The 25,150-nt window shown below is 75.9% G+C and carries 25 protein-coding genes; 7 read left to right on the top strand and 18 right to left on the bottom strand.

Features of this window, described 5'->3' with window-relative positions; genetic code table 11:
- Positions 1-90: 90 nt before the first annotated feature.
- The 7 genes from JOF54_RS06640 to JOF54_RS06610 all read right to left on the bottom strand — a co-directional run bounded on the left by JOF54_RS06640 (position 91) and on the right by JOF54_RS06610 (position 6,222).
- On the bottom strand, positions 91-450 hold the full coding sequence (locus tag JOF54_RS06640) for a GntR family transcriptional regulator (protein WP_210054091.1): 360 nt from the start codon (positions 448-450) through the stop codon (positions 91-93).
- Positions 447-1,415 (bottom strand): hypothetical protein, encoded by a 969-nt coding sequence (locus JOF54_RS06635; protein WP_210054089.1) that lies wholly within the window; start codon positions 1,413-1,415, stop codon positions 447-449. Before JOF54_RS06635 ends, JOF54_RS06640 begins: the two co-directional genes overlap by 4 nt.
- A gap of 83 nt (positions 1,416-1,498) precedes the next feature.
- Complete coding sequence (locus JOF54_RS06630; protein ID WP_210054087.1) at positions 1,499-2,851, bottom strand: MFS transporter; 1,353 nt, start codon at positions 2,849-2,851, stop codon at positions 1,499-1,501.
- A 31-nt stretch (positions 2,852-2,882) separates the two neighbouring features.
- Complete coding sequence (locus JOF54_RS06625) at positions 2,883-3,203, bottom strand: putative quinol monooxygenase (protein ID WP_210054085.1); 321 nt, start codon at positions 3,201-3,203, stop codon at positions 2,883-2,885.
- 37 nt (positions 3,204-3,240) lie between these two features.
- Entirely contained in the window at positions 3,241-4,896 is a 1,656-nt protein-coding gene (locus tag JOF54_RS06620) for a phospho-sugar mutase (protein WP_210054083.1), read from the bottom strand.
- A gap of 13 nt (positions 4,897-4,909) precedes the next feature.
- Complete coding sequence (locus tag JOF54_RS06615) at positions 4,910-5,710, bottom strand: purine-nucleoside phosphorylase (protein WP_210054081.1); 801 nt, start codon at positions 5,708-5,710, stop codon at positions 4,910-4,912.
- A gap of 71 nt (positions 5,711-5,781) precedes the next feature.
- Positions 5,782-6,222, bottom strand: coding sequence for a gamma-glutamylcyclotransferase family protein (locus JOF54_RS06610; protein ID WP_210054079.1), 441 nt, complete (start codon positions 6,220-6,222; stop codon positions 5,782-5,784).
- A 39-nt stretch (positions 6,223-6,261) separates the two neighbouring features.
- Between JOF54_RS06610 and JOF54_RS06605 the strand changes: the two genes are divergently transcribed.
- Both JOF54_RS06605 and JOF54_RS06600 read left to right on the top strand, forming a co-directional pair.
- Positions 6,262-7,668: an NAD(P)H-quinone dehydrogenase gene (locus JOF54_RS06605; RefSeq protein WP_210054077.1), complete on the top strand. Its 1,407-nt coding sequence runs from the start codon at positions 6,262-6,264 to the stop codon at positions 7,666-7,668.
- Between the two features lie 109 nt (positions 7,669-7,777).
- Entirely contained in the window at positions 7,778-8,617 is an 840-nt protein-coding gene (locus JOF54_RS06600) for an NAD-dependent protein deacetylase (RefSeq protein WP_210054075.1), read from the top strand.
- Positions 8,618-8,714: 97 nt separating this feature from the next.
- Here the strand turns inward: JOF54_RS06600 and JOF54_RS06595 are convergent, their stop codons facing one another.
- The 5 genes from JOF54_RS06595 to JOF54_RS06575 form a co-directional block, all read right to left on the bottom strand.
- On the bottom strand, positions 8,715-9,539 hold the full coding sequence (locus JOF54_RS06595; RefSeq protein WP_210054073.1) for a hypothetical protein: 825 nt from the start codon (positions 9,537-9,539) through the stop codon (positions 8,715-8,717).
- Positions 9,540-9,634: 95 nt separating this feature from the next.
- Positions 9,635-11,401 carry an acetyl/propionyl/methylcrotonyl-CoA carboxylase subunit alpha gene (locus JOF54_RS06590; protein ID WP_307803905.1) on the bottom strand — a complete coding sequence of 589 codons (1,767 nt, stop codon included), beginning with the start codon at positions 11,399-11,401 and terminating at the stop codon, positions 9,635-9,637.
- 148 nt (positions 11,402-11,549) lie between these two features.
- A complete protein-coding gene (locus JOF54_RS06585) occupies positions 11,550-12,398 on the bottom strand; it encodes a 5-oxoprolinase subunit C family protein (protein ID WP_210054071.1) in 849 nt (282 codons plus the stop codon).
- The gene (locus tag JOF54_RS06580; protein WP_210054069.1) at positions 12,395-13,000 is read right to left on the bottom strand and encodes a 5-oxoprolinase subunit B family protein; all 606 of its coding nucleotides are present in this window, start codon (positions 12,998-13,000) and stop codon (positions 12,395-12,397) included. Before JOF54_RS06580 ends, JOF54_RS06585 begins: the two co-directional genes overlap by 4 nt.
- Before the next feature lie 3 nt (positions 13,001-13,003).
- Positions 13,004-13,756, bottom strand: a complete 753-nt coding sequence (locus tag JOF54_RS06575) for a LamB/YcsF family protein (RefSeq protein ID WP_210054067.1) — start codon at positions 13,754-13,756, stop codon at positions 13,004-13,006.
- A gap of 50 nt (positions 13,757-13,806) precedes the next feature.
- Here JOF54_RS06575 and JOF54_RS06570 point away from each other — a divergent pair, with 50 nt between their 5' ends.
- Together JOF54_RS06570 and JOF54_RS06565 are read left to right on the top strand one after the other, a co-directional pair.
- Positions 13,807-14,190, top strand: coding sequence for a DUF1304 domain-containing protein (locus JOF54_RS06570; RefSeq protein ID WP_210054065.1), 384 nt, complete (start codon positions 13,807-13,809; stop codon positions 14,188-14,190).
- Between the two features lie 39 nt (positions 14,191-14,229).
- Positions 14,230-14,793 carry a DinB family protein gene (locus JOF54_RS06565; protein WP_307803903.1) on the top strand — a complete coding sequence of 188 codons (564 nt, stop codon included), beginning with the start codon at positions 14,230-14,232 and terminating at the stop codon, positions 14,791-14,793.
- Between the two features lie 21 nt (positions 14,794-14,814).
- Here JOF54_RS06565 and JOF54_RS06560 read toward each other — a convergent pair whose 3' ends face one another.
- Entirely contained in the window at positions 14,815-15,549 is a 735-nt protein-coding gene (locus JOF54_RS06560) for a hypothetical protein (protein ID WP_210054063.1), read from the bottom strand.
- A gap of 108 nt (positions 15,550-15,657) precedes the next feature.
- A complete protein-coding gene (locus JOF54_RS06555) occupies positions 15,658-16,431 on the bottom strand; it encodes a hypothetical protein (protein WP_210054061.1) in 774 nt (257 codons plus the stop codon).
- A gap of 159 nt (positions 16,432-16,590) precedes the next feature.
- Between JOF54_RS06555 and JOF54_RS06550 the strand changes: the two genes are divergently transcribed.
- On the top strand, positions 16,591-16,938 hold the full coding sequence (locus JOF54_RS06550; protein WP_210054060.1) for a hypothetical protein: 348 nt from the start codon (positions 16,591-16,593) through the stop codon (positions 16,936-16,938).
- A gap of 70 nt (positions 16,939-17,008) precedes the next feature.
- On the opposite strand, the gene dprE2 is transcribed toward JOF54_RS06550, so the two are convergent.
- The 4 genes from dprE2 to JOF54_RS06530 form a co-directional block, all read right to left on the bottom strand.
- Positions 17,009-17,767, bottom strand: a complete 759-nt coding sequence (dprE2, locus tag JOF54_RS06545) for a decaprenylphospho-beta-D-erythro-pentofuranosid-2-ulose 2-reductase (RefSeq protein WP_210054058.1) — start codon at positions 17,765-17,767, stop codon at positions 17,009-17,011.
- Between the two features lie 48 nt (positions 17,768-17,815).
- Positions 17,816-19,267, bottom strand: coding sequence for a decaprenylphosphoryl-beta-D-ribose oxidase (dprE1, locus tag JOF54_RS06540; RefSeq protein WP_210054056.1), 1,452 nt, complete (start codon positions 19,265-19,267; stop codon positions 17,816-17,818).
- Complete coding sequence (locus JOF54_RS06535) at positions 19,267-20,166, bottom strand: decaprenyl-phosphate phosphoribosyltransferase (protein ID WP_307803900.1); 900 nt, start codon at positions 20,164-20,166, stop codon at positions 19,267-19,269. Before JOF54_RS06535 ends, dprE1 begins: the two co-directional genes overlap by 1 nt.
- Before the next feature lie 372 nt (positions 20,167-20,538).
- Positions 20,539-21,888, bottom strand: a complete 1,350-nt coding sequence (locus JOF54_RS06530; RefSeq protein WP_210054054.1) for an aminotransferase class I/II-fold pyridoxal phosphate-dependent enzyme — start codon at positions 21,886-21,888, stop codon at positions 20,539-20,541.
- Positions 21,889-22,120: 232 nt separating this feature from the next.
- Here JOF54_RS06530 and JOF54_RS06525 point away from each other — a divergent pair, with 232 nt between their 5' ends.
- Both JOF54_RS06525 and JOF54_RS06520 read left to right on the top strand, forming a co-directional pair.
- On the top strand, positions 22,121-23,455 hold the full coding sequence (locus tag JOF54_RS06525) for a M20 family metallopeptidase (protein ID WP_210054052.1): 1,335 nt from the start codon (positions 22,121-22,123) through the stop codon (positions 23,453-23,455).
- A gap of 101 nt (positions 23,456-23,556) precedes the next feature.
- Positions 23,557-25,140 carry an ABC1 kinase family protein gene (locus tag JOF54_RS06520; protein WP_210054050.1) on the top strand — a complete coding sequence of 528 codons (1,584 nt, stop codon included), beginning with the start codon at positions 23,557-23,559 and terminating at the stop codon, positions 25,138-25,140.
- The last annotated feature ends 10 nt before the right edge of the window (positions 25,141-25,150 follow it).

Below are 25,150 nucleotides of genomic sequence, written 5' to 3'. Positions count from 1 at the left end.
CCCTCCTGACGACAAGATCTGCGGCCTCGTGCCACCGATGGCGGAGATACTAGCGCCGATCAGCAGAAGGGCCGCACATCTGGTCGGACATCAGCCGTCGACGCCCGACCAGACCGCGCGCACCGTGCCGAGGGCGTCGGCGAGGGGCACCGACCGCTGGCGAGCCAGCCGGACGAAGCGCTCGGCGGCCCGGCGCAGCTCCAGGTCGACGGCCTGCCCGTCGCGGACCCGGGTCCCGCTGGCGCGGCTGGTGGTGAGCAGGCCGGCCGCCTCCAGCTCGGCGTAGGCCCGGGCGACGGTGCCCGTCGCCACCTGCAGGTCGCCGGCGAGCTGGCGGATCGAGGGCAGCCGGTGACCGGCGGCCAGGGTCCCGCTGCGCACCTGGTCGGCCAGCTGGGTCCGGATCTGCTCGAACGGGGGGACGGCGCTGGCGTGGTCGACGGTGATCAACGGCCGCTCCCCACCTGCTCCGCGGCGACGGCCACGGGTGCGGGGGCGGCGGTCGTGCCCAGCGCCGCGGCCACCGCCCCGCCGACGGCGACCCCGCCCAGCAGGAGCAGCAGCGCGCCCAGGACGGCGACGACGGCGGCGCCGGTGGCCGCGGCGCCGAAGCCGTCGACGCCGTTGAGCGCCATCCCGGCGGCGGTGCGGTGGACGGCCGAGCCTCCCACCGCGAGCACGCCGCCGGCGTAGCCCAGCAGGGCCGCGGTGGCCATCCGGCTGACGACGCGGGTGCTGGCGGTGCGCCACCGGCGGTCGGCAGCCTGCAGGCCCGGACCGGGCAGGGCCGAGGTGGTGGCCACCCGGTGCAGGGCCAGCCAGGCCGCGGCCAGCAGGAGCAGGGCGACGACGAGCACGGGGAGGCCGTAGTAGCCGCCCGGGAAGGGGCTCGCGGTGCCGGTGACCACGCCGTCGGCCGAGACGGCCGTGAAGGTGCGCCGGCGACCCTGCGCGTCGGGCGAGGCGAGCGCCGCGCCGGCTCCGAGGGCGACGACGAGCACGGCGCCGGCCAGGGCCGGGACGGCGAACGGCCGACGACCGGCGAAGGACCAGGGGTGGCGCCGGTCGAGGGAGCCGCTGGTGGCCGGGGCGGGCGGGCGGCGGGCGGCCGGGACGGCGCTGAAGACCAGCAGGCCGGCCGACGCGGCGAGCCCGGGCGCCACCGCCAGGGGGAGCCCGAGCCACCCCGGTCGGGCGCCCTGCAGGGCCAGCAGTCCGACCGCCGTCGCCGCCGCGGCGACCAGCCCCAGCAGGGCGCGGGAGCGGGCCCGGCCCGTCGTCGTCCGGACGGCGTCCGCGGACGCCGCGTCCAGCGGGGCCAGGGGCTGCTCGCGCCGCCCCGCGGTCGCCGCGCTGACCAGCGCCCCGCCGAGGAGGGCGAGCAGGAGCAGCAGCAGAAGGGTGGGTCCGGTCATGGTCGCTCCTGGGCTCGTGTGGTGACCCAGTGGTACACCAGAACCGGCTGGTGTGTCCACCACCTGCTACACGAGGAAGGCGCTCAGCCCTCGGCCAGCGCCCGCCCGCGGAGCTCGGGCAGGGCGGTCGCCGCCGCGGCGGCCAGGACGAACACCCCGGCGAAGACGCCGAAGACCAGGCCGGTGCCGCCGGCCCCGCTCAGCAGGGGCACGCACAGGGGGGCGACCACCGAGGCGATCCGGCCGACGCCCGCGGCCCAGCCCGCCCCGGTGCCGCGCAGCGAGGTGGGGTAGAGCTCCGGCGTCACCGCGTACAGGGCGCCCCAGGCGCCGAGGTTGAAGAACGAGAGCAGCATCCCCGCCGTCAGCACCGTGGCCGTGCTGCCCGCGCCGGCGAACAGCGCGGCCGCGGCGGCCGAGCCCACCAGGGCGGCGACGAGGGTGCGGCGCCGCCCCCAGCGCTCCACCAGCACCGCCGCCACGGCGTAGCCCGGCAGCTGGGCGAGGGTGATGAGCAGCGTGTAGCCGAACGAGCGGACCAGCGAGAACCCCGAGGCGTAGAGCAGGCTGGGGAGCCAGATGAAGGCGCCGTAGTAGGAGAAGTTGACGCAGAACCAGACGGCCCAGAGCGCGGCCGTGCGCCGGCGGAGCGGTCGTGCCCACAGGGCGGCCACCCGGCCGCCGGTCGCCGCGCCGGCGGCCTCGGCCGGCTCGTCGGGCTCGGGCGGGGCTCCCGCGGCGCGGCGGCCGTCGGCGGAGTCCTCGAAGCGGCGCACCACGCGCTCGGCCTCGTCGTGGCGGCCCGCCGACTCCAGGAAGCGGACGGACTCCGGCAGCCCCAGCCGGACGACGACGGCGTACAGGGCGGGCACGGCGCCGAGGGCCAGCGCCCAGCGCCAGCCGTCGTCGCCGCGGGGGACGACGAGGAAGCCGATGAGCGCCGCCAGGGTCCAGCCGACGGCCCAGAACGACTCCAGCACGACGACGACCCGGCCCCGGATCCGCGCGGGCGCGAACTCGCTGACCAGCGTGGAGGCCACGGGCAGCTCGGCGCCGAGCCCGAGGCCGACGAGGAAGCGGAAGACCAGCAGGGCCGCCAGCGACCAGGACAGCGCGGAGACGCCGGTCATCAGCCCGTAGGCCAGCAGGGTGAGCGCGAACACCTGCCGCCGGCCGAAGCGGTCGGCGAGGAGCCCGCCCACCGCCGCCCCGATCGCCATCCCCACGAAGCCGATCGAGGCGATCCAGGACGCCTCTCCGGGCGTCAGCCGCCACTGCACGGTGAGCTGGGCGATGATGAACGAGACCAGCCCGACGTCCAGCGCGTCGAGCGCCCAGCCGGTGCCCGAGCCCACCAGCAGGCGCCGGTGCTCGCGGGTGAACGGCAGGACGTCGAGCCGCTGGGCCCGCGTCGGGCTGCTGCTGCGGGTGGTCACGGGGGTTCCTCCGGGGTGCGGGACGTGGCTGTCAGTCGACCTGCAGCTCGCCCATCGTGTCCCAGCCGCTGCCCTCGACCTGACGGCTGACGATCCGTGGCGTGCTGGCCAGGGCCGGCCGCATCTCCTCCATGGCGCGGGCGAAGTGCGGGCTGCTGACGTGCGGGCCGGCGCCGTCGTCGGTGAAGGCCTCGACGAGGACGAAGACGTGCGGCTCCTCGAGGCTGCGCGACCACTCGAACCAGAGGTTGCCGGGCTCCTGCCGGGTGGCGGCGGTGAAGCCCGCCACCAGGTCCGGCCAGCGCTCGGTCCAGTCCGGCGTGGTCTCGAACTTCACGACGATGAGGTACATCGGGGCTCCTCTGCTCGGGCGTCGGGCCCCCGGCCGCTCAGAGGCCGAGGGCGGTGCTCATCTCGGTGCGGACCTGCGCCATCCGGTCCCGGGCGCGGGCGCGGGCGGCGACGAGGTCGGCCGTCGGGTCCTCGCGGACCTCCAGGTAGCACTTGAGCTTGGGCTCGGTGCCGGAGGGCCGGACGACGACCTGGGTGCTGGCGCCGCGCAGCAGCACGGCGTCGGTCGGGGGCAGCGCGGCCGAGCCGGGGGCCAGGTCCTCCACCACGACCGGCTCGCCGGCCAGGGTCGAGGGTGGGGCGGCGCGCAGCCGGGCCATCGCCTCGCCGATCAGGGCGAGGTCGGCGACCCGGACCGACAGCTGGCTGGTGTGGTGGACGCCGTGCACCCGGGCGATCTCGTCCAGCCGGTCGGCCAGCGTGCGGCCGTGCGCCCGCAGCTCGGCGGCCAGCGCCAGCACCCGGACGAGGGCCGAGATGCCGTCCTTGTCCGGCACGGCCTGCGGGTCGACGCAGTAGCCGATGGCCTCCTCGTAGCCGAAGGCCAGGCCGGGGACCCGGCCGATCCACTTGAAGCCGGTGAGGGTGGCGACGAAGGGCTGGGCCGACGCGGCGGCCAGCCGGGACAGCAGGGTGCTGGAGACGACCGAGCAGGCGTAGGTGCCGCGGACGCCGCGGCGCAGGGCGTCGTCGCCGAGCAGCGCGCCCAGCTCGTCGCCGGACAGCATCCGCCAGCCGCCGTCGACGACCACGGCCGCGGCGCAGCGGTCGGCGTCCGGGTCGTTGGCGACGACGAGGTCGGCCCCGGCCGCCTCCGCCTCGGCGAGGGCGAGGTCGATGGCGCCCGGCTCCTCCGGGTTGGGGAAGGGCACGGTGGGGAAGTCGGGGTCGGGCTCGGCCTGGGCGGCGACCACCCGCGCGGCGGGGAACCCCGCGGCCGCGACCACCTGCTCGACCAGCGCGCCGCCGACGCCGTGCATCGGGGTGTAGACCCAGCGCAGGTCCCGCGGTGCGTCGGCGTGGACCAGCGACGCCACCCGGTCGCGGTAGGCGTCGAGCAGCTCATCGCCGACGACCCGGTAGGCCGGGCTGCGCGGGACGTCGGCCAGGTCCCCGGCGGCGACCCGCGCGATCTCCGCCGCGATCTCGGCGTCGGCCGGAGGGACGATCTGGGAGCCGTCGCCCAGGTAGACCTTGTAGCCGTTGTCCTGCGGCGGGTTGTGCGAGGCGGTGACGACGACGGCCGCGGCGCAGCCGAGGTGCCGGATGCCGAAGGCGACGACGGGGGTGGGCGTCGGGGCGGCGGTCAGCAGCGTCTCGAAGCCGGCCGCGGCGAGGATCTCCGCGGTGTCGCGGGCGAAGACGGCCGACCCGTGCCGCGCGTCGTAGCCGACCAGCACCCGCTGCCCGCCGGCGTCGTGGGCGAGCAGGTAGCCGGCCAGCCCGGCGGCAGCCTGGCCGACGACGACGCGGTTCATCCGGTTGGGCCCGGCGCCCAGGGCGCCGCGCAGGCCGGCGGTGCCGAAGGCGAGCCGGCTGCCGAAGGCGTCGGCCAGCGCGGCGCGGGCGTCGGCGTCCCCGGACCGGGCGCGGTCCAGGCGCTCCTCGGCCTCGGCGCGGGTGGCCGGGTCGGGGTCCTGCGCGGTCCAGGCGGCGACGGTGCGGGCCAGGTCGTCGATGGCGGAGTCGCTCACGGCTGCCCCCGCCTCAGAGCGCCGCGCCGAGCCCGGCCAGCAGGCGGCTCAGCTGCGGGACGGCGGCGCGGCCGGCCTCCAGGACCTCGGCGTGGTGCAGCGGGGTAGGGGAGATGCCGGCGGCCAGGTTGGTGACCAGCGAGATGCCGAGCACCTCGAGACCCGCCTCGCGGGCGGCGATGGTCTCCAGCGCGGTCGACATGCCGACGAGGTCGCCGCCCAGCACGCCGGCCATCCGCACCTCGGCGGGGGTCTCGTAGCTCGGGCCGGGGAACTGGACGTAGACGCCCTCGGCCAGCTCGGCGTCGACTGTCCGGGCCAGGTCGCGCAGCCGCGGGGCGTAGGCGTCGGTCATGTCGACGAAGCGTGCCCCGACCAGCGGGGTGGCGGCGGTGAGGTTGACGTGGTCGCGGATCAGCACGGCCGTGCCGGGGGACCAGGCGGGGTTCAGCCCGCCGCAGCCGTTGGTCAGCACCAGGGTGCGGGCGCCCGCGGCGGCGGCGGTGCGGACGCCGTGCACGACCTGGGCGACGCCCTTCCCCTCGTAGTAGTGCGTCCGGCCGGTGAACAGGGCCGCCACCTTGCCGCTGCCGGTGCGGACGACCCGCAGCTCGCCGCCGTGCCCGACGACGGTGGGGGCCGCGAAGCCCGGCAGCTCGGCCAGCGGGCAGCGGCCGAGGACCTCGCCGAGGTCGTCGGCGGCCGCGGACCAGCCCGAGCCCAGCACGAAGGCCAGGTCGATGCTCTCCAGCGCGAAGCGGTCGCGGAGCGCCGCGGCGGCCTCCTCGGCCAGGGCGTACGGGTCAGTCGACATGGCGGCAGCCTACGGGGGCGCCGCGGGGGACCGGCCGCGGCGGTGGTCGGCGTCCCGGGGCCCGGCCGGGGTCACCAGCCGCTGGTGCAGGGCCGGCCGCGCAGCTCGGTCAGGTAGTCCTTCGGGGCGCCGGCGGCCTCGGCCGCGTCGGCGAGGATGCCGAGGGTGCGCGCGCTGGGCACGCCGCCCTCGAAGTCGTGCAGGACGTAGACCCAGGCGGCCAGCTCGCCCTCCAGCGTCTCGACGCGGACCCGCACCTTCTCGTACAGCCCCGAGTTGGCGCTCTCCCAGATGTCGAGGGACTGCTCGTCGGGCGCGGTGACGTCGTAGAGGCCGACGAAGACGTGCTCGTCGGGCTGCTCGACGACGGTCGGCAGCGGTCCGTCCCAGCCCTCCCCGCCGAACGTCAGCCGCCAGCCCTGCAGCCAGCCCGTGCCCCGCAAGGGGGAGTGCGGGCAGCGCTCAGCCATCTGGGCGGGGTCCAGGTTGCTTCCGTAGGCGGCGTACAGCACGAGCAGGAGGCTATCGGCCGTGCATGGAACACTGGACCGGTGACTCGCGTGGTGATCGTCGGTGGTGGACCCGGTGGGTACGAGGCCGCCCTCGTCGGCAGCCAGCTGGGCGGCGAGGTGACGTTGATCGACACCGACGGCCTCGGCGGTTCGGCCGTGCTGACCGACTGCGTGCCCTCCAAGACCTTGATCGCGACGGCCGAGGTGATGACGGAGGTCCGCGCCTCCGCCGAGCTGGGCCTGCGCTTCGGCGACGCCGAGAGCGGGCACGCCGACGCCGTCGTCAGCGTCGACCTGGCCGCGGTGAACGCTCGGGTGCTCGACCTGGCGCGCAAGCAGTCCGACGACATCTGCGAGCGGATCCAGCGTGAGAACGTCGAGCTGGTCATCGGCCGCGGCCGGCTCGACGGGCCCGACCGGGTCGTCGCCCAGACCGCCGAGGGCGAGCGCAGCTTCGACGCCGACGTGGTCCTGCTGGCCACCGGCGCCCGGCCGCGTCAGCTGGCCTCCGCGCAGCCCGACGGCGAGCGGATCCTCAACTGGACCCAGCTCTACAACCTCACCGAGCTGCCGGAGCGGCTGATCGTCGTCGGGTCCGGCGTCACCGGCGCCGAGTTCGCCAGCGCCTACGACGCCCTGGGCTCCGAGGTCGTGCTCATCTCCTCCCGCGACCGGGTGCTGCCCGGCGAGGACGCCGACGCCGCCCAGGTGCTGGAGGACGTCTTCGCCCGCCGCGGCCTGACGGTCCTGCAGCGCTCCCGCGCCGAGACCGTGACCCGGGACGGCGACTCGGTCACCGTCACCCTCAGCGACGGCCGGGAGGTCGTCGGCTCGCACTGCCTGGTGGCCGTCGGCTCGATCCCCAACACCTCCGACATGGGCCTGGCCGAGTCCGGCGTCGAGGTCAGCGACGCCGGCTTCATCACCGTCGACCGGGTCTCGCGCACCTCGGCCCGCAGCGTCTACGCCGCCGGCGACTGCACGGGCGTCTTCGCCCTCGCCTCGGTCGCCGCCATGCAGGGCCGGATCGCCATGTGGCACGCGCTCGGCGACGCCGTCTCCCCGCTGGACCTCAAGACCGTCTCGGCCAACGTCTTCACCGCCCCCGAGATCGCGACGGTCGGGGTCAGCCAGACCCAGGTCGACGCCGGCGAGGTGCAGGCCCGGACGGTGACCCTGCCGCTCCGGGGCAACCCGCGGGCCAAGATGCAGGGCAGCCGCGACGGCTTCGTCAAGCTGTTCTGCCGCAGCGTCACCGGCATCGTCATCGGCGGCGTGGTCGTGGCCCCGCGGGCCAGCGAGCTGATCTACCCGGTGGCCATCGCCGTCGCCGAGCGGCTGACGGTGGACCAGGTCTCCCAGTCCTTCACCGTCTACCCCTCGATGACCGGCTCGCTGGCCGAGGCCGCACGCCGGCTGCACGGCACCCGCTCGATCATCAGCTGAGCTGATCCCTCCCCCTCGCGCCCCGGCCCCGCTCCCTGAGCCTGTCGAAGGGTCCCCGACAGGCTCGGGCCACGGGGAGCCGGTTGCCCCGCCGGGTACCTTCGGGGCCGTGAGCGTGCTGCCCGACGTCGACGCCGCCGCGGCGGTCGCCGACCTGCTGCGCGGCCGTCGCTGGGTCGCGCTGACCGGGGCGGGGATGAGCACCGACTCCGGGATCCCGGACTACCGCGGGCCGACGTCGGTGCGGGCCACCCCCATGCAGTTCCAGGAGTTCGTGGGTTCGGAGGAGGCGCGGCGCCGGTACTGGGCGCGCAGCTACCTCGGCTTCCGCCGGATCGGGGAGGCCTCGCCCAATGCCGGCCACGTCGCGCTCGCCGAGCTCGAGGACGCCGGCCTGCAGGGGGTCCTGACCCAGAACGTCGACGGCCTGCACGCTGCCGCGGGCAGCCGCACGGTGATCGACCTGCACGGCCGGATCGCCGACGTGGTCTGCCTGGACTGCGGCGACGTCAGCGCGCGGCTGGACCTGCAGCAGCGGCTGGCCGCGCTCAACCCGGACCTCGACGAGCCGCCCGTCCTGGAGCACGCGGAGCTCAGACCGGACGGCGACGCCGTCGTCGAGGACTGGACCGGCTTCGTGCTCGCCGGCTGCGAGGGCTGCGGCGGCCGGCTGAAGCCCGACGTCGTCTTCTTCGGGGAGTCGGTGCCCAAGCCGCGCGTCGAGCAGGCCTACGCCCTCGTCGACCGCGCCGAGGTGCTGGTCGTCCTGGGCTCGTCGCTGACGGTGATGTCGGGGCTGCGGTTCGTCCGCCACCAGACCAAGGCCGAGCGCCCGACGGTGATCGTCAACCGCGGCGCCACCCGGGGCGACCCCCTGGCCACGCTCAAGCTGGAGCGGGGCTGCTCGGAGACGCTGACGGGACTGGTCGACCGGCTCTGCTGGCGCTGACCGGGGGTTCTCCCCGGGAAGTCAGCGCTCGACGTCCTCGAGACACCCCTCAGGGGCGGTGCGGACGGTCGAGCGCTGGATCCACAGGGGCGGCGGCTCAGTCGCCGCCGAAGAGCCCGCCGAACATCTCGCCGATGCCGTCGCCGATGCCCTCGAAGCCCTCGCCGATCCCGTCGCCGAGGCCTTCGAGGCCCTCGCCCAGCCCGCCGAGGCCCTCGCCGACACCGCCGAAGACGTTGCCCATGCCGCCGAACAGGAAGCTGCCGATCAGCATGCCGGAGAGCATGTCGCTGCCGCTCCAGCGGCTGTAGTAGCCCTGCGCCCAGGGGGCGTAGGCCTGACCGCCCTCCCAGTAGGGCACCCGCTGGGCGCCGACCTGGACGGTGCGGATGTAGGGGTCGGCGCCGGCGAGCACGCGCTCGGCGTCGGCGGGGCAGGCCGGGATGGCGCGCTGGGCGCCCCCGGGCGGGGCCCACTGGACGTCCTGGGACGACGGTCCGTGGGCGGGGTTGAAGAAGCAGGGCGGGCGCTTGGCCGGCAGCGGCCGGTCGGCGACCCGGGCCTTGACGCAGGCGACGGCGTAGCGGCCGTCCTCCAGGATCTCGGTCACGTGCTTGATCTCGTCGGGCTTCTGCACCGCGTCGAGAGAGCTCTTCGCGTCCTCGTAGGCGTCCAGGGCGCGCTGGTAGTCCTGCTGCATCGCCTCGTCCAGGGGGTGCCCGGCGACGTCGACGTCGAGCCGCTGGAGCTCCTCGCCGAACTTGGTGACGTCCTCGTCGGCGGCCCGCTTGGAGGTCGACAGCTGCGTCTCCAGCTCGGCCCGCCGGACGGCCTCGCGCTGGGCGATGGCGCGCCGGCGGTACAGCGACGCGCCGCCCACCACCAGGAGGACGATGACGATCAGCACCAGGAATTCACCCACGGTCCCAGTGTGCCCCGCGGCTCCGCGGAGCCCTCATCGGCGTCGGGGTTCTTACCCCTTTTTCACGCGTCCGCGGGCACCGGCGGCCGACCCGCTCAGGCGTCGACGATGTCGCAGAGGGTGGAGCCGCTGGTGACCGTGGCCCCGACCTCGGCGGTGAGCCGGGCGACGACCCCGCTGCGGTGCGCGGTCAGCGGCTGCTCCATCTTCATCGCCTCGAGGACGACGACGAGGTCGCCGCTGGCCACGGCGTCGCCCTCGGCGACGGCGACCTTGACGATGGTGCCCTGCATCGGGGAGGTGAGGGCGTTGCCCGACGGCGCCTTCGCCGCGGCCGCACCCCCGCTGCGCCGGGTGGGCTTGCGGCCCCCCGCGGCCGGGGCAGCGCCGGTGCCCGCCCCGAGGCCGGCGGGCACGACGACCTCCAGCCGCTTGCCGCCGACCTCGACGACGACCCGGGTGCGCTCGGCCGGCTCGGCGCTGCCGGCGGTGCCCGCCCAGGGCTCGATCGCGCCGGTGAACTCGGTCTCGATCCAGCGGGTGTGCACCCCGAAGACGCCGTCGGCGGCGGTGAAGGCCGGGTCGTCGAGGACGGCGCGGTGGAAGGGCACGACGGTCGGCATGCCCTCGACGACCAGCTCGGCCAGGGCGCGGCGGGAGCGGGCCAGCGCCTCGGCCCGGTCGCGGCCGGTGACGACGACCTTGGCCACCAGGGAGTCGAAGGCGCCGGGCACGGTCATCCCGGCCAGGTAGCCCTCGTCGACGCGGACGCCGGGGCCGGACGGCGCGCGCCAGGCGGTCAGCGTGCCGGGGGCGGGCATGAAGTTCCGGCCCGCGTCCTCGGCGTTGATGCGGAACTCGATGGAGTGGCCGCGGACCTCCGGGTCGTCGTAGCCGAGCTCCTCGCCGTCGGCGATCCGGAACATCTCGCGGACGAGGTCCAAGCCGGTCACCTCCTCCGAGACGGGGTGCTCGACCTGCAGCCGGGTGTTGACCTCGAGGAAGGAGATGGTGCCGTCCTGGCCGACGAGGAACTCGCAGGTGCCGGCGCCGACGTAGCCGGCCTCGCGCAGGATCGCCTTGGAGGCGCTGACGAGCCGGGCGCGCTGGTCGTCGGTGAGGAAGGGCGCGGGCGCCTCCTCGACCAGCTTCTGGTGGCGGCGCTGCAGCGAGCAGTCGCGGGTGGACACGACGACGACGCTGCCGTGGGCGTCGGCCAGGCACTGGGTCTCGACGTGCCGGGGGCGGTCGAGGTAGCGCTCGACGAAGCACTCGCCGCGGCCGAAGGCGGTGACGGCCTCCCGCGTCGCGGACTCGAACAGCTCGGCGATCTCGCCCATCTCGCGGGCCACCTTGAGCCCGCGGCCGCCGCCGCCGAACGCGGCCTTGATGGCGATGGGCAGGCCGTGCTCCTCGGCGAAGGCGATGACCTCGGAGGCGTCGGCGACCGGGTCGGCGGTGCCGGGCACCAGCGGGGCGCCCACGCGCTGGGCGATGTGGCGGGCGGCGACCTTGTCGCCGAGGTCCTCGATGGCCGAGGGCGGCGGGCCGATCCAGACCAGGCCGGCGTCGCTGACGGCGCGGGCGAAGTCGGCGTTCTCGGCCAGGAAGCCGTAGCCCGGGTGCACGGCGTCGGCGCCGCTGCGGGCGGCGACGTCGAGGATCTTGGCGACGTCGAGGTAGGTCTGCGCGGGGGTGTCCCCGTCCAGCGCGTAGGCCTCGTCGGCGAGGCCGGCGAAGAGGCTGTCGCGGTCGGCGTCGGCGTAGACGGCCACGCTGCCCAGGCCGGCGTCCTTCGCGGCCCGGATGACGCGGACGGCGATCTCGCCACGGTTGGCGATGAGCACCTTGCGAATTCCCACGGATCCTCCTCGGGCGTCGTCGACCGGCCGGCGCTGGGACGCGGCTGGCGGCCCGCCGCGGCAGGGAGCACCTGCGACCGGGCCCGAGGAGTCTAGGACATGGGGCTCCCGCCCCGTCGGCGCGCGGCCCCCTCCCGCAGCCGACGGCTCAGCCGGCGAGGCGGACCGCGTCGCCGGGCCGGAGCTGGGCGGCGGCGTCCGCGGCCGCGGGCGTCAGCACCGCCAGCACGGGGTAGCCGCCGGTCACCGGGTGGTCGGCGCCGAAGAGCAGCGGCTGGCCCGACGCCGGCACCTGGACCGCCCCGCGGACGAGGCCCTCGGAGGGCAGCTCGTCGGTCACCGCACGGGTCAGCGCCGGGCCGGACAGCCGGACGGCGACCCGGTCGACGTCGGCGGTGACGGCCCAGACGGTGCCCAGCAGCGTCGACCAGGCGTCGCCGGTGAACCAGTCGCGGCGCGGTCCCGGTCGGACGTCGAGCACGGTCACCGGCGCCGGGGCGGGGGCCCGGTCGGCGTCGGGCAGCGGTCGGGTCGGGTCGCCCACGGCCAGCACGTCGCCGACGGCGAGCGGGGCGGGGCCCAGGCCGGCGAGCACGTCGCGGCTCCGGCTGCCCAGCACCGGGGCGACGACGAACCCGCCGCGGACGGCCAGGTAGCTGCGCAGGCCGCGCGCCGGCCGCTCCACGTGCAGCCGGGCGCCGGCGCGGAGGACGACGGTGGTGTGCGAGGCCGTCGGGGTGCCGTCCACCCGCACCGTCGTCGGCGCGCCGGTGACGGCCACGAACAGCGTCGCCGTCGCCCGGACGACCAGCCCGCCGAGGGTGACCTCCAGCGTCGCCGCACCCTCCTCCTCACCGACCAGCCGGTTGGCCAGCCGGTGCGCCGCCCGGTCCGCGGCGCCGGACGGGGAGACCCCGAGGTGGGCCAGCCCCGGCCGGCCGAGGTCCTGCACGAGGGTCAGCGGGCCCGGGGCCTCCACGACCAGCGCGCCGCTCACGCGACCTCGAACCGGACCCGGGTGCCGGGCTGCAGCAGGGCCGGGGGGTGAGCCTCGAGGTCCCAGAGGGTGGTCGCCGTCCGGCCGAGCAGCTGCCAGCCGCCCGGCCCGGGGCGCGGGTAGACCCCGGAAAACGGCCCGGCCAGCCCGACCGCGCCCGCTGGGACGCGTGTCCGCGGCGTCGGCCGGCGGGGCACCCGGAGCCGTTCGTCGGGGCCGACGAGGTAGCCGAACCCGGGCGCGAACCCGCAGAAGCCGACCGTCCAGGTCTGGCCGGTGTGCGCGGCGACCACCCCGTCGGCGCCGAGGCCGGTGAGCGCCCCCACCTCGTCGAGGTCCTCGCCGTCGTAGACCACGGGCAGGGTGACGAGCGGTCCCGACGCCGTGCCCGTCGGCGCGGCCGGCAGGGTGAGCAGGAGCTCGCGGGCGTCGGCGGTGAGCGGCGCGGCCAGCCGCAGCAGCAGGGTGCGGGCCCCGGGCACGACCTCGACCACCGCGGGCACCGCCGCCCGCACCCGCGGGGCCAGCCCGACGGCGTCGGCGAGGTCGGCGCACTCCAGCAGGACGGCGTCGTCGCCGTAGCCGAGCAGCCGGCGGGCCACGGCTCAGCCGCCGGCGGGCGCGACGAACGGGGCGACGGCGATCCCGGCCGCGGCCAGCGCCGCCCGCACCGTCCTGGCCATCGCGACGGCGCCGGGGGAGTCGCCGTGGGTGCAGAGCGAGCCCAGCCGGCCCTCGCGGGCGACGGCGACGGCGCGCTCGGCGGCCTCGTCCGGGTCGTGCAGCAGGGCGCCGGGGAGCCGGCGGTCGACGAGGCGGCCGTCGTCGGTGTAGGCGCGGTCGAGGAAGTGCTCGCCGACGCCCCGCAGCCCGGCCTCGCCGGCCAGCCGGAGCAGGGCCGAGCCCGGCAGCCCCAGCACCGGCAGGGTCGGGTCGTAGGCGGCGACGGCGTCGACGACGGCGCGGGCCTGGCCCTCGTGGTCGACGGTGGCGTTGTAGAGGGCGCCGTGCGGCTTGAGGTAGGCCACCCGGCCGCCCGCCACCCGGGCGAGGCCGTCGAGGGCGCCGAGCTGGTAGAGCACGGCCGCGGTGAGGTCGTCGGGCGCCATGTCGAGGAAGCGCCGGCCGAAGCCCGCGAGGTCGGGGTAGCCCACCTGGGCGCCGATCGTCACCCCGGCGGCGACGGCGGCCGCGCACGTGCGCTGCAGCGTCAGCGGGTCGCCGGCGTGGAACCCGCAGGCGACGTTCGCGCTGGTCACCACGCTCAGCAGGGCGGCGTCGTCGCCCAGGGTCCAGCGCCCGTAGGACTCGCCGAGGTCGGCGTTGAGGTCGACGCGGGTGCCGGCGGAGGTGGCCACGCGGTCATCATCCGGTACGCGCCCCGGTGGCCGGGCCTAGGGTGGCGGCCATGATCGTCGCCGCCGCGGTCGCGGCCGTCCTCGCCGCCCTGCTGCACGGCTACATCTTCGTGCTGGAGTCGCTGCGCTGGGAGGACCCGCGGACGCGCCGGGTCTTCGGCACGACGGCGGAGACGGCCGCCGTCACCCGGTCGCTCGCCTTCAACCAGGGCTTCTACAACCTCTTCCTGGCCGTGGTGACGCTGGTCGGGGTGCTGCTGCTGGGTCCCGTCCCCGACGCCGGGGTGGCGCTGGTGGCCGCCGGGACCGGCTCGATGCTGGCCGCGGCACTGGTCCTGCTGCTGTCCGACCGCAGCAAGGCCCGGGCGGCGCTGACCCAGGGAGTGCTGCCCGCGCTGGCCCTGGTCGTGCTGGTCGTCGGGCTGCTGGTCTGAGGCCGGGCCCGGGTCGAGCCGGGCCGATACCCTGAGCGCGTGGCCGACCTGGACCCGGTGACCCCGGACGAGAAGGACTGGACCTGGACGCTGACCCGGCGCTGCGAGGACTGCGGTCTCGCCGCCGGTGAGGTCGACCCGGGCACCGTCGCCGAGCGGGCCTTCGTCGCGGCGGAGGAGTGGGTGCAGATCCTGCAGTCGCACCCGGCCGTGGAGGCGCGGCCCGCGCCGCGGGTCTGGTCGCCGCTGGAGTACGGCTGCCACGTCCGCGACGTCTACCGGATCGCCGACGCGCGGATCGCCTCGATGCTCGCCGAGGACGCCCCCCGCTTCCCGAACTGGGACCAGGACGAGACGGCGGTGCTGGAGCGCTACGCCGACGCCGACCCCGAGGGGGTGGCCGCCGAGCTGGAGGACGCCGCGCAGGTCCTCGTCGCCCGCCTCCAGGGCGTCGCGCCGGCCGACCGCGCGCGGACCGGGCTCCGCTCCGACGGGGCCGAGTTCACCGTCGCCAGCCTGTCGCAGTACGTCCTGCACGACGTCGTCCACCACCTCTGGGACGTCACCGGGCAGCAGGACGGGGCGGCCTCGCTCCTCGAATGAGACCGCCCGTCCGGCGTCGGGTCAGCGGACGTCGACGCAGTCGGCCCCGCTGGTCGCCCTGGCCGTGGTCGCGCTGCCGGGGAAGACGAAGCGGTAGCAGCCGTCCCGGCCGGCCGTGACCGTGGTGGCGATCTTCCCGCCGCTGCCGCTGGTGGTGGTGCGGACGGTGGCCCAGGAGCCACCGGTGGGCTTGAACTGGAGTCGGACGGCGCGCTTCGTGTAGCCGGCGTAGCGCAGCGTCTCCCAGTTGGCGCGGGTGAGCGTGCCCTTCACGGTGACCGGCCGGCCCTTCGTCACCGGCTCCGGCGAGGCGTCCGCGGTGAGCCTCGCGGCGCGCAGCAGCCGGAAGGTCGGTCCGTCGTCGCCGAGGGTCTGGCCGTCCCAGCCGACGTAGATGCTGGTGCGGAAGGTGCCCGCGCCGGCGTTGGGGAAGGCGCCGGGGTTGATCCGGGCTCCCGTGCGGTACGTGGTGACGCCTCCGGCGGTGCCGACCGCGTCCATCTCGAGGGTGTCGACGTAGTCGGTGGCGGTGAAGACGTCGGTGGCGACCCGGCTGACGGCGCAGCCCCGGGCCCGGACGGCCACCTCGATCTCGACCCCCTTCGGCTTCGTGGTCCCGAGGACCACCGTCCCGGGGTCGACGGAGGCGTGGACGAGCTCGGGGGCGGTGCACGGGGCGGCCGACGCGGTCGGCAGGGCCAGCAGCGGGGCGGCCAGGATCGGGAGGGCGGCGAGGGCGGTCAACGGTGAGCGCATGGTGGCGGTCCTTCGGGTCGGAGTGGTCTGTCCGGGGACCCAGGAGCCGCAGGGGCGGGGGTTGATACACGTCCCGGGCGGCTGCCGCCGCCCGGGACGTGCCGTGGGTCAGCGGACGTCGACGCACTCACCCGCGCTGGTGACCGGGGCGACGGTCCTGCTGCCGCGGAAGACGACGCGGTAGCAGCCGTCCTTGGTCGCCTTGAACGCGGCGGAGTAGGCGCCGCCGGCCTTGGTGGTGACGTTCTTGACCTTCTTGTAGGTCCCCTTCGGGGTGCGGAACTGCACCTCGACGCGCTGCTTGGCGTAGCCCGTCGAGGTGCCCGCCTCCCAGCGGGCGCGGCTCAGCGTGCCCTTGACGGCCAGCGCCTTGCCCTTGGAGATCTTCCCCTTCTTCAGCGCGGCCGAGGTGGCGTCCGCGCTCAGGTCGGCGTCGGCGAGGACGGAGACCTTGGTGGAGCTCGACGCGGCGGCCGCGCCCTTGGCGTCGAGGTCGCCGGCGGAGGCCGCCCAGACGCTGCGGGACTTCACGGTCCACGTGCCGGCGTCGCCGTCCTCGAGCTGGTCGGCGCTGAGGTCGAGGCCGCCGAAGTAGTAGGTCGTCGTCGCGTTGCCGGCCTCGGCGCTCAGCTCGAGCACCGCCGAGCCCTTGGTCGGGGAGGTGACCAGCGCTGTGACCGCGCCGATCGCGCACCCGTGGTGCTGCACGGCGACGACGACGTCGAAGCCGGTGGTGCCGCTGGAGTCGACGACGACGGTGCGCGGCTCCACCTGGGTCGAGGTCTTCGGCGCGGTGCAGGTCGCGGCCGAGGCGGGCAGGGCCGTCGCGGCGAGGGGGGCGGCCAGGAGCACGGCGGCCGTGAGCAGCGGGGTGAGGCGCATGGGGGTTTCCTTCGGCGGGGCCCTCGGGGGAGAGCCGGTCCCCTCCACGCTAGGGAGCCGCGCGAGAGCCGGCCAGAGGCGTCGGACCCGGGCCGGACGGCACGGGCGCGACCGGAAATGGGCTGGCCGTCGGTCCTCCGGCTGCGGTGGGATGGTCGGGTGATCCCGCAGGACTGGACGCCGGTGCACCGGCCGGAGGACTCCGAGCTCGTCGGCTACCTCGTGCCCGGCGACGCCGGCAGCACGCCCGTGACCCTGTTCGGCCACCCGCTGGGCGGCCCGGCCGACGACGACGAGGCCGAGGAGCTGCTGCGCCGCCGCGGGCTGGCCGTGCTCGCGGACCCGTGGTGGCTGGACGGCGCGGCCGACGAACCGGTCCGGGTGCAGATCCTCTCGGCCGACCGGACCGGGGTGGTCGTGGCCCGGGCCGACTTCGGCTTCGTCAGCCACGACGCCGAGCGGTACCGGCTGCCCGTCCCGACCGACCGGCTCCGGCCGCTGCGCTGATCGGGGCTGGCCCGGGCGCAGTGGCGACTTCGGGGTCGAACTCGACCCCGGAGTCACCAGGCGCCGGGGCTCAGAGGGGGAGCTTGCGGAACAGCGGGCGCGGCACGTGCCGCAGCCCGCTCATCACGAAGCGCATGGGCTTGGGCACCCAGACGAGGTCGCGCTGGTCCTGCACCCCGGCGAGGACGGCGTCGGCGACGTCGTCGGCGGTGACGGCCAGCGGGGCCTCGGACAGGCCCTCGGTCATCTTGGTGCGGACGAACCCGGGGCGGACGACGAGGACGTGGACGCCGTGCTCCCGCAGCGCCTCGCCGAGGCCGAGGAAGAAGCCGTCGAAGCCGGCCTTGGTGGAGCCGTAGACGAAGTTGGAGCGGCGCACCCGCTCGCCGGCCACGCTCGAGAGGGCGACGATCCGCCCGTGGGCCTGGGCGCGCATCCTGTTCCCCAGCAGCACGCCGAGGTGCACGGGGGCGGCGAAGTTGACCTCGGCCAGCTCGAGGGCGAGCTCGGGATCGGTCCAGTCGGTCTCCGGGTCGCCGAGCAGGCCGAAGGCCAGCACCGCGACGTCGACGTCACCACCGGCGAACGCGGCATCGACGGTCGCCGCGTGCGAGGCGTGGTCCCGGGCGTCCAGGTCCACCTCCTCGACCGCGCAGCCGAGCGCGCCCAGCTCGGCGGCCGCGGCGCTGCGCCGCTCGCCCGGCCGGGCCGCCAGCACCACCCGCAGGCCGGCGCCGCGACCGGCGTAGCGCCGGGCCACGGCCAGCGCGATGTCGGACGTGCCGCCGAGCAGCAGCAGGGACTGGGGGGTGCCAAGGGCGTTGATCATCGAGCTCCTGTACGGGTGCGTTCTGCGGGTCGGCCGGATGGCCGGGGCTCAGAGGTGGAGGCGGCGGGCGAGGTCGGAGCTGAGCACGCCGGCCGGGTCGACGTCGCGGCGGACGGCGAGGAAGTCGTCGAGCCGGGGGTACATCGCGCGGAAGGTCTCGGCGCCCAGCCGGGAGTCCTTGGCCAGGTACACCCGTCCGCCGGCGCCGATCACCTCCTGGTCGAGGGCGTCGCACAGCCGGTCGAGGCCCGGCTCGATCGGCAGGTCCACGGTCAGCGTCCAGCCCGGCATCGGGAAGGACAGCGGCGCGGCGTTGCCCGGGCCGAAGCGCTTGAGGACGTTGAGGCAGGACAGGTGGCCCGAGGTGACGATCATCTCGAAGCAGCGGCGGAACGCCTCGGCCTCGGTGAAGGGCACGACGAACTGGTACTGCAGGAAGCCGTGCGAGCCGTAGACCCGGTTCCACTCCGACACGATGTCCAGCGGGTGGAAGAACTGGGTGATGTTCTGCAGCTCGCCGGTGCGGTGGGCCGGGGCCTTGCGGTACCAGAACTCGCTGAAGGCCGCGGCCGTCAGCCGGTTGACCATCCGGTTGGGGAAGACCTCGGGGATGGTGCCGAACGAGGGGGCCACGAACCGCAGCGGGTCGCGGCGCTTCTTGGCGTCGAGGTCGGCCAGCGGGGTCTTGTCGCCGCGGGTCAGGACGGCGCGGCCCATGTGCTTGCCGCGGGTGACGGCGTCGAACCAGGCCACCGAGTAGGTGTAGGCGTCGTCGCCCTCGCTCATCTTCGCCATCAGGTCGTCGATGTCGCTGCAGCGGTCGGTGTCGACGCTGAAGTAGGCGGTCTCGGTGCGCTGCACGGCCACGGTGGCGCTGAGGATGATGCCGGTCAGCCCCATCCCGCCGACGGTGGCCCAGAACAGCCGGCCGGCCTCGTCGTCGCCGGGGGTCAGCGTGCGCACCTCGCCATCGGGCGTCAGCAGGTCGAGGGACAGGACGTGGTTGCCGAAGCTGCCCTGGGTGTGGTGGTTCTTGCCGTGCACGTCGGCGGCGACCGCCCCGCCGACCGTCACCTGGCGGGTGCCGGGCAGCACGGGGACCCACAGCCCGAACGGCAGCAGCGCCCGCATCAGCTGGTCGAGGCTGACGCCGGCCTGCACCGTCACGGTCGCGGGCTCCGACGCGGCGTCGACGGCGAGGATCTGGTCCAGCGTGGTCAGGTCCAGGGTGACGCCCCCGGTGTTCTGGGCCGCGTCGCCGTAGCTGCGGCCCAGGCCGCGCGCGGTCACGCCGCGGTCGCCGGCGGCGCTCAGGGCGGCCAGCACGTCGCCGGCCGAGCCGACCGGGGTCAGCCGGGTGCGCGCGGGTGCCGTCCGGCCCCAGCCGTGCACCTCGGTCAGCCGGGGCCGGGGGACGGGGGCGGTCCCGGCGGCCAGCGGGCCGGTCGGGGTGGTGCCCTCGCCGTCGAAGCCGGTGGGGAAGGCGGGGAGGACGGTCATCAGAAGACCGCGAGAGAGATCGTCACGAGCCACACCAGTCCGATTCCTTGTAGTACGTGGTCGTGCAGGACGACGTCTTCGGGCTCACCGGCGTTGCCGGTGTCCACCTCCAGCGCGTACTGCAGCAGACCCAGCGTGAACGGCGCGATGGAGATGGCCGTCCAGGGTAGCCCGAGCGCGCCGTCGCCCCCGTTGTCGAAGGCCCACAGGCTGTAGGAGATGAGCACCATCACCGCGGCGAGCATCCAGGCGAAGCGCAGGTAGGACTCCGAGTAGCGGGTGAGGCTGCGCCGGGTGCCGGCCTCGGCCCCCACCGACTTCAGCTCGGAGTAGCGCTTGCCGGCGATCATGAAGAACGAGCCGAACGCCGCCACCAGCAGGAACCACTGGCTGAGCGCGGTCCCGGTGGCCACGCCGCCCGCGATGGCGCGCAGCAGGAAGCCGCTGGCCACCACGGCCAGGTCGACGACCGGCAGGTGCTTGAGGAAGGCCGAGTACAGCACCTGGACGACGAGGTAGACCGCCAGCGTCAGGCCCAGGGCGCCGGAGGTCCAGAAGCCGAGGGCGAAGCCGAGCACGCCCGTGACGGCGGCGAGCAGCAGCGCGGTGGAGGGGCTCAGCTCGCCGGCGGCGACCGGCCGGAACCGCTTGCGCGGGTGCAACCGGTCCTCCTCGACGTCGCGGACGTCGTTGACCAGGTAGACGGTCGCGCTGATCAGGCAGAACGAGACGAAGGCCAGCAGGCAGCCGCGCAGCACCTCGGGCTCCAGGATCCGGCCGCCGGCCAGCGGTGCGGTGAGCACCAGGACGTTCTTCACCCACTGCCGGGGCCGCATGGCCCGGATCGCCGCGGGGACCTTGCTGGTCCGGAGGGCGAGCGGGGAGGTCTCGGTCGTCACGACGGAAGGCTATCGGGCCGGGCACCCCTCCCCGGTCCCGCCGCGGCTAGGCTCGGGCACCGTGCGCAGGCTCTGGGCCCCCGGCGGTCCGGGTCGGTGGCTGGCTCCGCTGGCCCTCGTGCTGGTGGTGGCCGGCTGCGGCGCGGCGCCCGGACCGGGCCCGCAGCGCCCGGCGAGTTCCGCGCCGACGCCCGCGTCCGAGCCCTCGCCGGTGGTGCCCGCCGACGGCCTCGCGCTCCGAGCCTTCGGCTACACCTCCGGCCCGCTCGACGCCTTCTCGCTGCCGCGCAGCGCGGTGCTCGTCACCTCTGTCGACCAGCCCGACAACGTCACCGCCGTGCTCTCGGCGCCCTCGGCGGCCGACGTCGCGGCCTACCTGCGCCGCGCCCTGCCCGCCGCCGGCTTCACCGTGACGGCCGGCGCCGAAGGACCGGACCCGACGCTGACCTTCACCGGCCGCGGCTGGGCGGGCAGCGTCACCGGGGCCGACGGGGCGACGGCGGTGCTGCTCCGCCCCCGCTGAGCGGGCGGGTGCGGCGTGGCCGCGCTCACCACGGCGGCGAGCCGGTCCAGCTGGGCGTCGGACATCCCCCGGTCGGCGGGCAGGTAGACGACGCCGGCCATCGCCTCCCGGGCCGCGGCGCAGGCCGGGTCCAGGGCGACGAGGGTCGAGGAGCCACGGGTCAGGTCGAAGCCGGCGGCCCGGCCGGCGGCGACGAGGGCGTCCGGGTCGTCGGCGACGACGGCGAACAGCCAGTGCGTCCGCCGCCCGGCGCTGCCGCCGAGGACGCGCACGTGCGGGCCCAGCGCGGTGCGGAGGCGCTCGCCCGCCCGCGCCCGCTGCCGGACCCGGGCCCCGTCGTCGTGCCCGAGGCGGTGGGCGAGCAGGGCCAGCAGGGCGGCGCTCGGGCGCCGGCGCAGCTGGCCGAGCAGGTCGGCGTCGGCGTAGCCGCGGCTGAGCCGGCGGACGACGGCGTCGTGGTCGCCCCCGCGGACCGACGCCAGCCGGACGAAGTGCGGGTAGACGGCCGGGTGGCCGATGACCGCCATCGCGGCCCCCCGCAGCAGCCGCGCCGCGTGGCTCCGGGTCCGCTGCAGCGGCCAGTCCTGCTGCCGGCGCCGCATCGCGTCGCGGAGGACGGGGTCGCGCACCAGCAGGACGCCGCCGCCGAGGCAGGTGAGGGTCTTGATGGTGCCGAAGCTGTGCAGGACGACGTCGGCGTGCGGGCCCAGGGCGCGGTCGCGCCCGTCGTAGGCCTCGGCGCGGTCCTCGACCAGCAGCAGGCCGTGCCGCCGGGCCACGGCCGCGAGGTCGGCGAGGTCGTCGGCGGCGCCCAGCAGCTGGGCGTGCAGCAGGGCGCGGGTGCGGGGGGTGAGGGCCCGGGCGAGCGCGTCCGGGTCCAGCCGGAGCGTCGCCGGGTCGACGTCGACGACCACGGGCACGTAGCCGTGGGCGCGGACCAGCACCGGCAGGTGCGGGATGGTGACGGCCGACAGCAGCACCTCCGAGCCGGCCGGCCAGTCGACCGCGGCCAGCAGCAGGTCCAGCCCGCTGCGCGCGGAGAGGGTGGCGACGACCGACGCCGACGGCGTCCAGGCCGCGGCCAGCCGGGCCTCCACCGCGGCCCGGTCGTGGGGGCGCAGGCACGCCGCCAGCCCGCGGGCCAGGTCGGCCGCCGTCAGGTCCAGCCGCTTCCGCGCGACGCGCACCGCCGTGGTCATCCGCCCTCCTCGTCCCGCCGCGGGGTGCGGCCGGGCCGTCAGTCTCGTGCGGGCGCGGAGGCCGCCGCCAGGGTCGACGGGACCCCGGCGGTCAGCCCGTGGGCGGCTCCGCGTCATCCCGCGGGTGGACCGACGCTGGTCGGGTGCCGCGGCGGGCGCCGGCGGTACGGTGGCGCGGAAGCCGTGACCGCCCCGGACCTCGCCCCCGCGAGCCGAGCCGAAGGACGACCGCATGCCCGACGTGCCCCCCGGCGGCCCCACCCCCGTGGACCCCTTCATCCTGCGCCAGCTGGGCGCCGAGACGCAGGCGCGCGCAGCCGGCACCGAGGCGCCGGTCTCGACCGCGACGGGGGCGCCGGCCGCGCTGCTGACCGCCCTCGCCGCGGCCGTCGACGAGCTGGCCCCGACCCTGGTCGCGGCCTCGCACGACCTCGCCGAGCACCCCGAGGTGGGCTACGCGGAGCACCGCTCGGCCGCCGCGCTGGCCGACCTGGTGGAGAGCCGCGGGATCGCCGTCACCCGGGGCGCGTTCGGGCTGGAGACCGCGCTGGCCGCCGAGGTGACCGGGACCGGCGACGGCCCCACCGTCGCCCTGCTCTCGGAGTACGACGCGCTGCCCGGGATCGGGCACGGCTGCGGGCACAACGTCATCGCGACCGCCGGGCTGGGCGGGTTCCTGGCCCTGGCCGCCGCCCGCGACCGGTGGGCGGGCCGGGTCGTCTGGCTGGGCACGCCCGCCGAGGAGGGCGGCTCGGGCAAGGAGCACATGGCCCGGGCCGGCGCCTTCGACGGCGTCGACGCCGCCGTCATGGTGCACCCCTTCAGCTACGACCTGGCCGAGTCGGTCTTCCTCGGCCGCCGCCAGCTGCGCGCCACCTTCACCGGCATCACCTCCCACGCGTCGGCGCAGCCCTTCATGGGCCGCAACGCGCTCGACGCCGTCAACCTCACCTACACCGGCGTCGCCCTGCACCGCCAGCAGATGCCGCCGAGCGACCGGGTGCACGGGATCATCACCGACGGCGGCGAGCGGCCGAACGTCATCCCGGAGCGCGCGGAGATCCTGTTCTACCTGCGCAGCGAGTACCCGCAGAGCCTGAAGATCCTCAGCGCGCGGCTCGCCGACATCACCGCCGGCGCCGCCCTGATGACCGGCTGCTCTGTCGAGCTGAGCTGGGACGACGCCCCGCCCTACCTGCCGCTGCGCACGAACGGGCCGCTGGCGCAGGCCTGGAACCGCCGCTACGGCGAGCGCGGGCACACCATGGTCGCGGCCGGCGTCGTACCGAGCACCTTCGCCGGCTCCACCGACTTCGGCAACGTCTCCTACCGGGTGCCGGGTCTGCACGCCATGGTCAAGATCGCCGGCGCCGAGGTCTCGCTGCACACCCGGGAGTTCGCCGCCGCGGCGGTCACCCCGACCGCGGACGCCGTCGTCGCCGACGCGGCCCACGGGCTGGCCGCGGTCGCGGCGGACTACCTCGCCGACCCCGCCCTCCGGCGCGCCGTCGCCGACGACTTCGCCGCTGCCGGGGGAGCCCTCGACGTCCCCTCCTACTTCACCTGAGCCGGGCCGGGCCGCCCGTGCGGCGCGGGTGAGCGCGGCCCGGCCGGCTCCGCCCTCTAGGCTCGGGGTCCGGCACCCGACCAGGAGAGGTGGAGCCGACCGTGGCGATCGTGCACCACCTCGAGCGCTACCGCGTGATCGCGGAGACGCTGGCCCGGCACGGGCTCGGCGTGCTGCTGGGGGCCTCGGGCGTCGAGCGCTACATCCCGTTCCACCGCAGCCTGGCCCGGGTGGCGCACCGCTCGCAGCACAGCTACTCGACCGCGGCGCACGTCCGGCTGGCCCTGGAGGAGCTGGGTCCGGCCTTCGTCAAGCTGGGTCAGCTGCTCTCGACCCGCCCCGACCTGCTGCCGCCGGCCTACCTCACCGAGCTGGCCAAGCTGCAGGACGCGGTGCCCCCGGTGCCGCAGGCCACGATCCGCCAGGTCCTCGAGGCCGAGCTCGGCGGCACCGTCGAGGCGATGTTCGCCAACTTCGACCTCACCCCGCTGGCCAGCGCCTCCATCGGCCAGGCGCACGCGGCGACCCTGCACGACGGCACCGAGGTCGTGGTCAAGGTCCGCCGCCCCGGAGCGGTCGAGCAGATCGACGTCGACCTGGAGATCCTGCAGAACGTCGCCGCGCAGGCCGCCCGCCGCTGGGAGGACGCCGCCGACTACGACCTGCCAGGACTGGCCGAAGAGTTCGCGCGCACGCTGCGGGCCGAGCTCGACTACCTGGCCGAGGGCCGCAACGCCGAGCGGTTCGCCGAGAACTTCGCCGACAACCCGGGCGTGCACATCCCGAAGGTCTACTGGGACACGACGACGTCGCGGGTGCTCACGCTGGAGCGGATCAGCGGGCTCAAGGTCAGCGACCTCGCCGCCCTCGACGCGGCCGGCATCGACCGGCCGGCGCTGGCCGCCCGGGCCACCGAGGTCGTCGCGCAGATGATCTTCGACGACGGCTTCTTCCACGCCGACCCGCACCCCGGCAACCTCTTCATCGAGCCCGACGGCCGGATCGGCCTCATCGACTTCGGCATGGTCGGGGTCGTCGACGCCGAGCTGCGGGAGCGGCTCGGCATCCTGCTCGTCGCGCTCACCCGCAAGGACCCGCACCGGATCGCGTCCGCGCTGGCCCGGCTCTCGACGTCGACCCAGCGGGTGGACCTCGGCGAGCTCAGCCGCGACATGCAGGCCGTCGTCGCGCTCTACGACGACCGGCCGCTGGCCGACATCGCCGTGGGCAAGCTGATCCGGGAGATCCTCTCGGTGATGCGGCGCCGCCACCTGCAGCTGCCCCGGGAGTTCTCGCTGGTGCTGAAGATGGTGGTGATGACGGAGGGGATGGGCGTCTCGCTCGATCCGTCCTTCAACATCGAGGAGGTGCTCGGCCCCTACGCCCAGCGCCTGGTCGCCGCGCGGTACACGCCGGCCTCGGTGGCCCGGCACCTGGCCGACGCCGGCGTCGACGCCCTGGAGATCGCCACCCAGCTGCCCGTCCAGCTCCGCCGGCTGCAGGCGATGCTGGACGAGGGCGGCCCCGAGGTGCACCTGCGCACCGGCGACCTGGAGCCCATCGTCGAGCGGCTCGACTCGATCTCCAAGCGGGTGGTGCTCGGGGTCGTCGGCGTCGCCGTCGTCCGCGGGGTCGTGGAGATCGTCACCAGCACGCGGCGCCGGCGCAGCGCGCCGGGCCGCTGAGCCGGGCCAC

This window comes from Microlunatus capsulatus (genome assembly GCF_017876495.1).
In the GTDB taxonomy this organism is placed as follows: domain Bacteria; phylum Actinomycetota; class Actinomycetes; order Propionibacteriales; family Propionibacteriaceae; genus Microlunatus; species Microlunatus capsulatus.
This window is presented reverse-complemented; position numbering and strand designations above follow the sequence as displayed.

Bases quoted from the DNA above. Each gene is read 5' to 3' on its own strand.
- JOF54_RS06635 (WP_210054089.1), bottom strand. From the start codon at position 1,415: ATGACCGGACCCACCCTTCTGCTGCTGCTCCTGCTCGCCCTCCTCGGC.
- JOF54_RS06625 (WP_210054085.1), bottom strand. From the start codon at position 3,203: ATGTACCTCATCGTCGTGAAGTTCGAGACCACGCCGGACTGGACCGAG.
- JOF54_RS06615 (WP_210054081.1), bottom strand. From the start codon at position 5,710: ATGTCGACTGACCCGTACGCCCTGGCCGAGGAGGCCGCCGCGGCGCTC.
- JOF54_RS06570 (WP_210054065.1), top strand. From the start codon at position 13,807: ATGATCGTCGCCGCCGCGGTCGCGGCCGTCCTCGCCGCCCTGCTGCAC.
- JOF54_RS06560 (WP_210054063.1), bottom strand. From the start codon at position 15,549: ATGCGCTCACCGTTGACCGCCCTCGCCGCCCTCCCGATCCTGGCCGCC.
- JOF54_RS06555 (WP_210054061.1), bottom strand. From the start codon at position 16,431: ATGCGCCTCACCCCGCTGCTCACGGCCGCCGTGCTCCTGGCCGCCCCC.
- dprE2 (WP_210054058.1), bottom strand. From the start codon at position 17,767: ATGATCAACGCCCTTGGCACCCCCCAGTCCCTGCTGCTGCTCGGCGGC.
- dprE1 (WP_210054056.1), bottom strand. From the start codon at position 19,267: ATGACCGTCCTCCCCGCCTTCCCCACCGGCTTCGACGGCGAGGGCACC.
- JOF54_RS06530 (WP_210054054.1), bottom strand. From the start codon at position 21,888: ATGACCACGGCGGTGCGCGTCGCGCGGAAGCGGCTGGACCTGACGGCG.
- JOF54_RS06525 (WP_210054052.1), top strand. From the start codon at position 22,121: ATGCCCGACGTGCCCCCCGGCGGCCCCACCCCCGTGGACCCCTTCATC.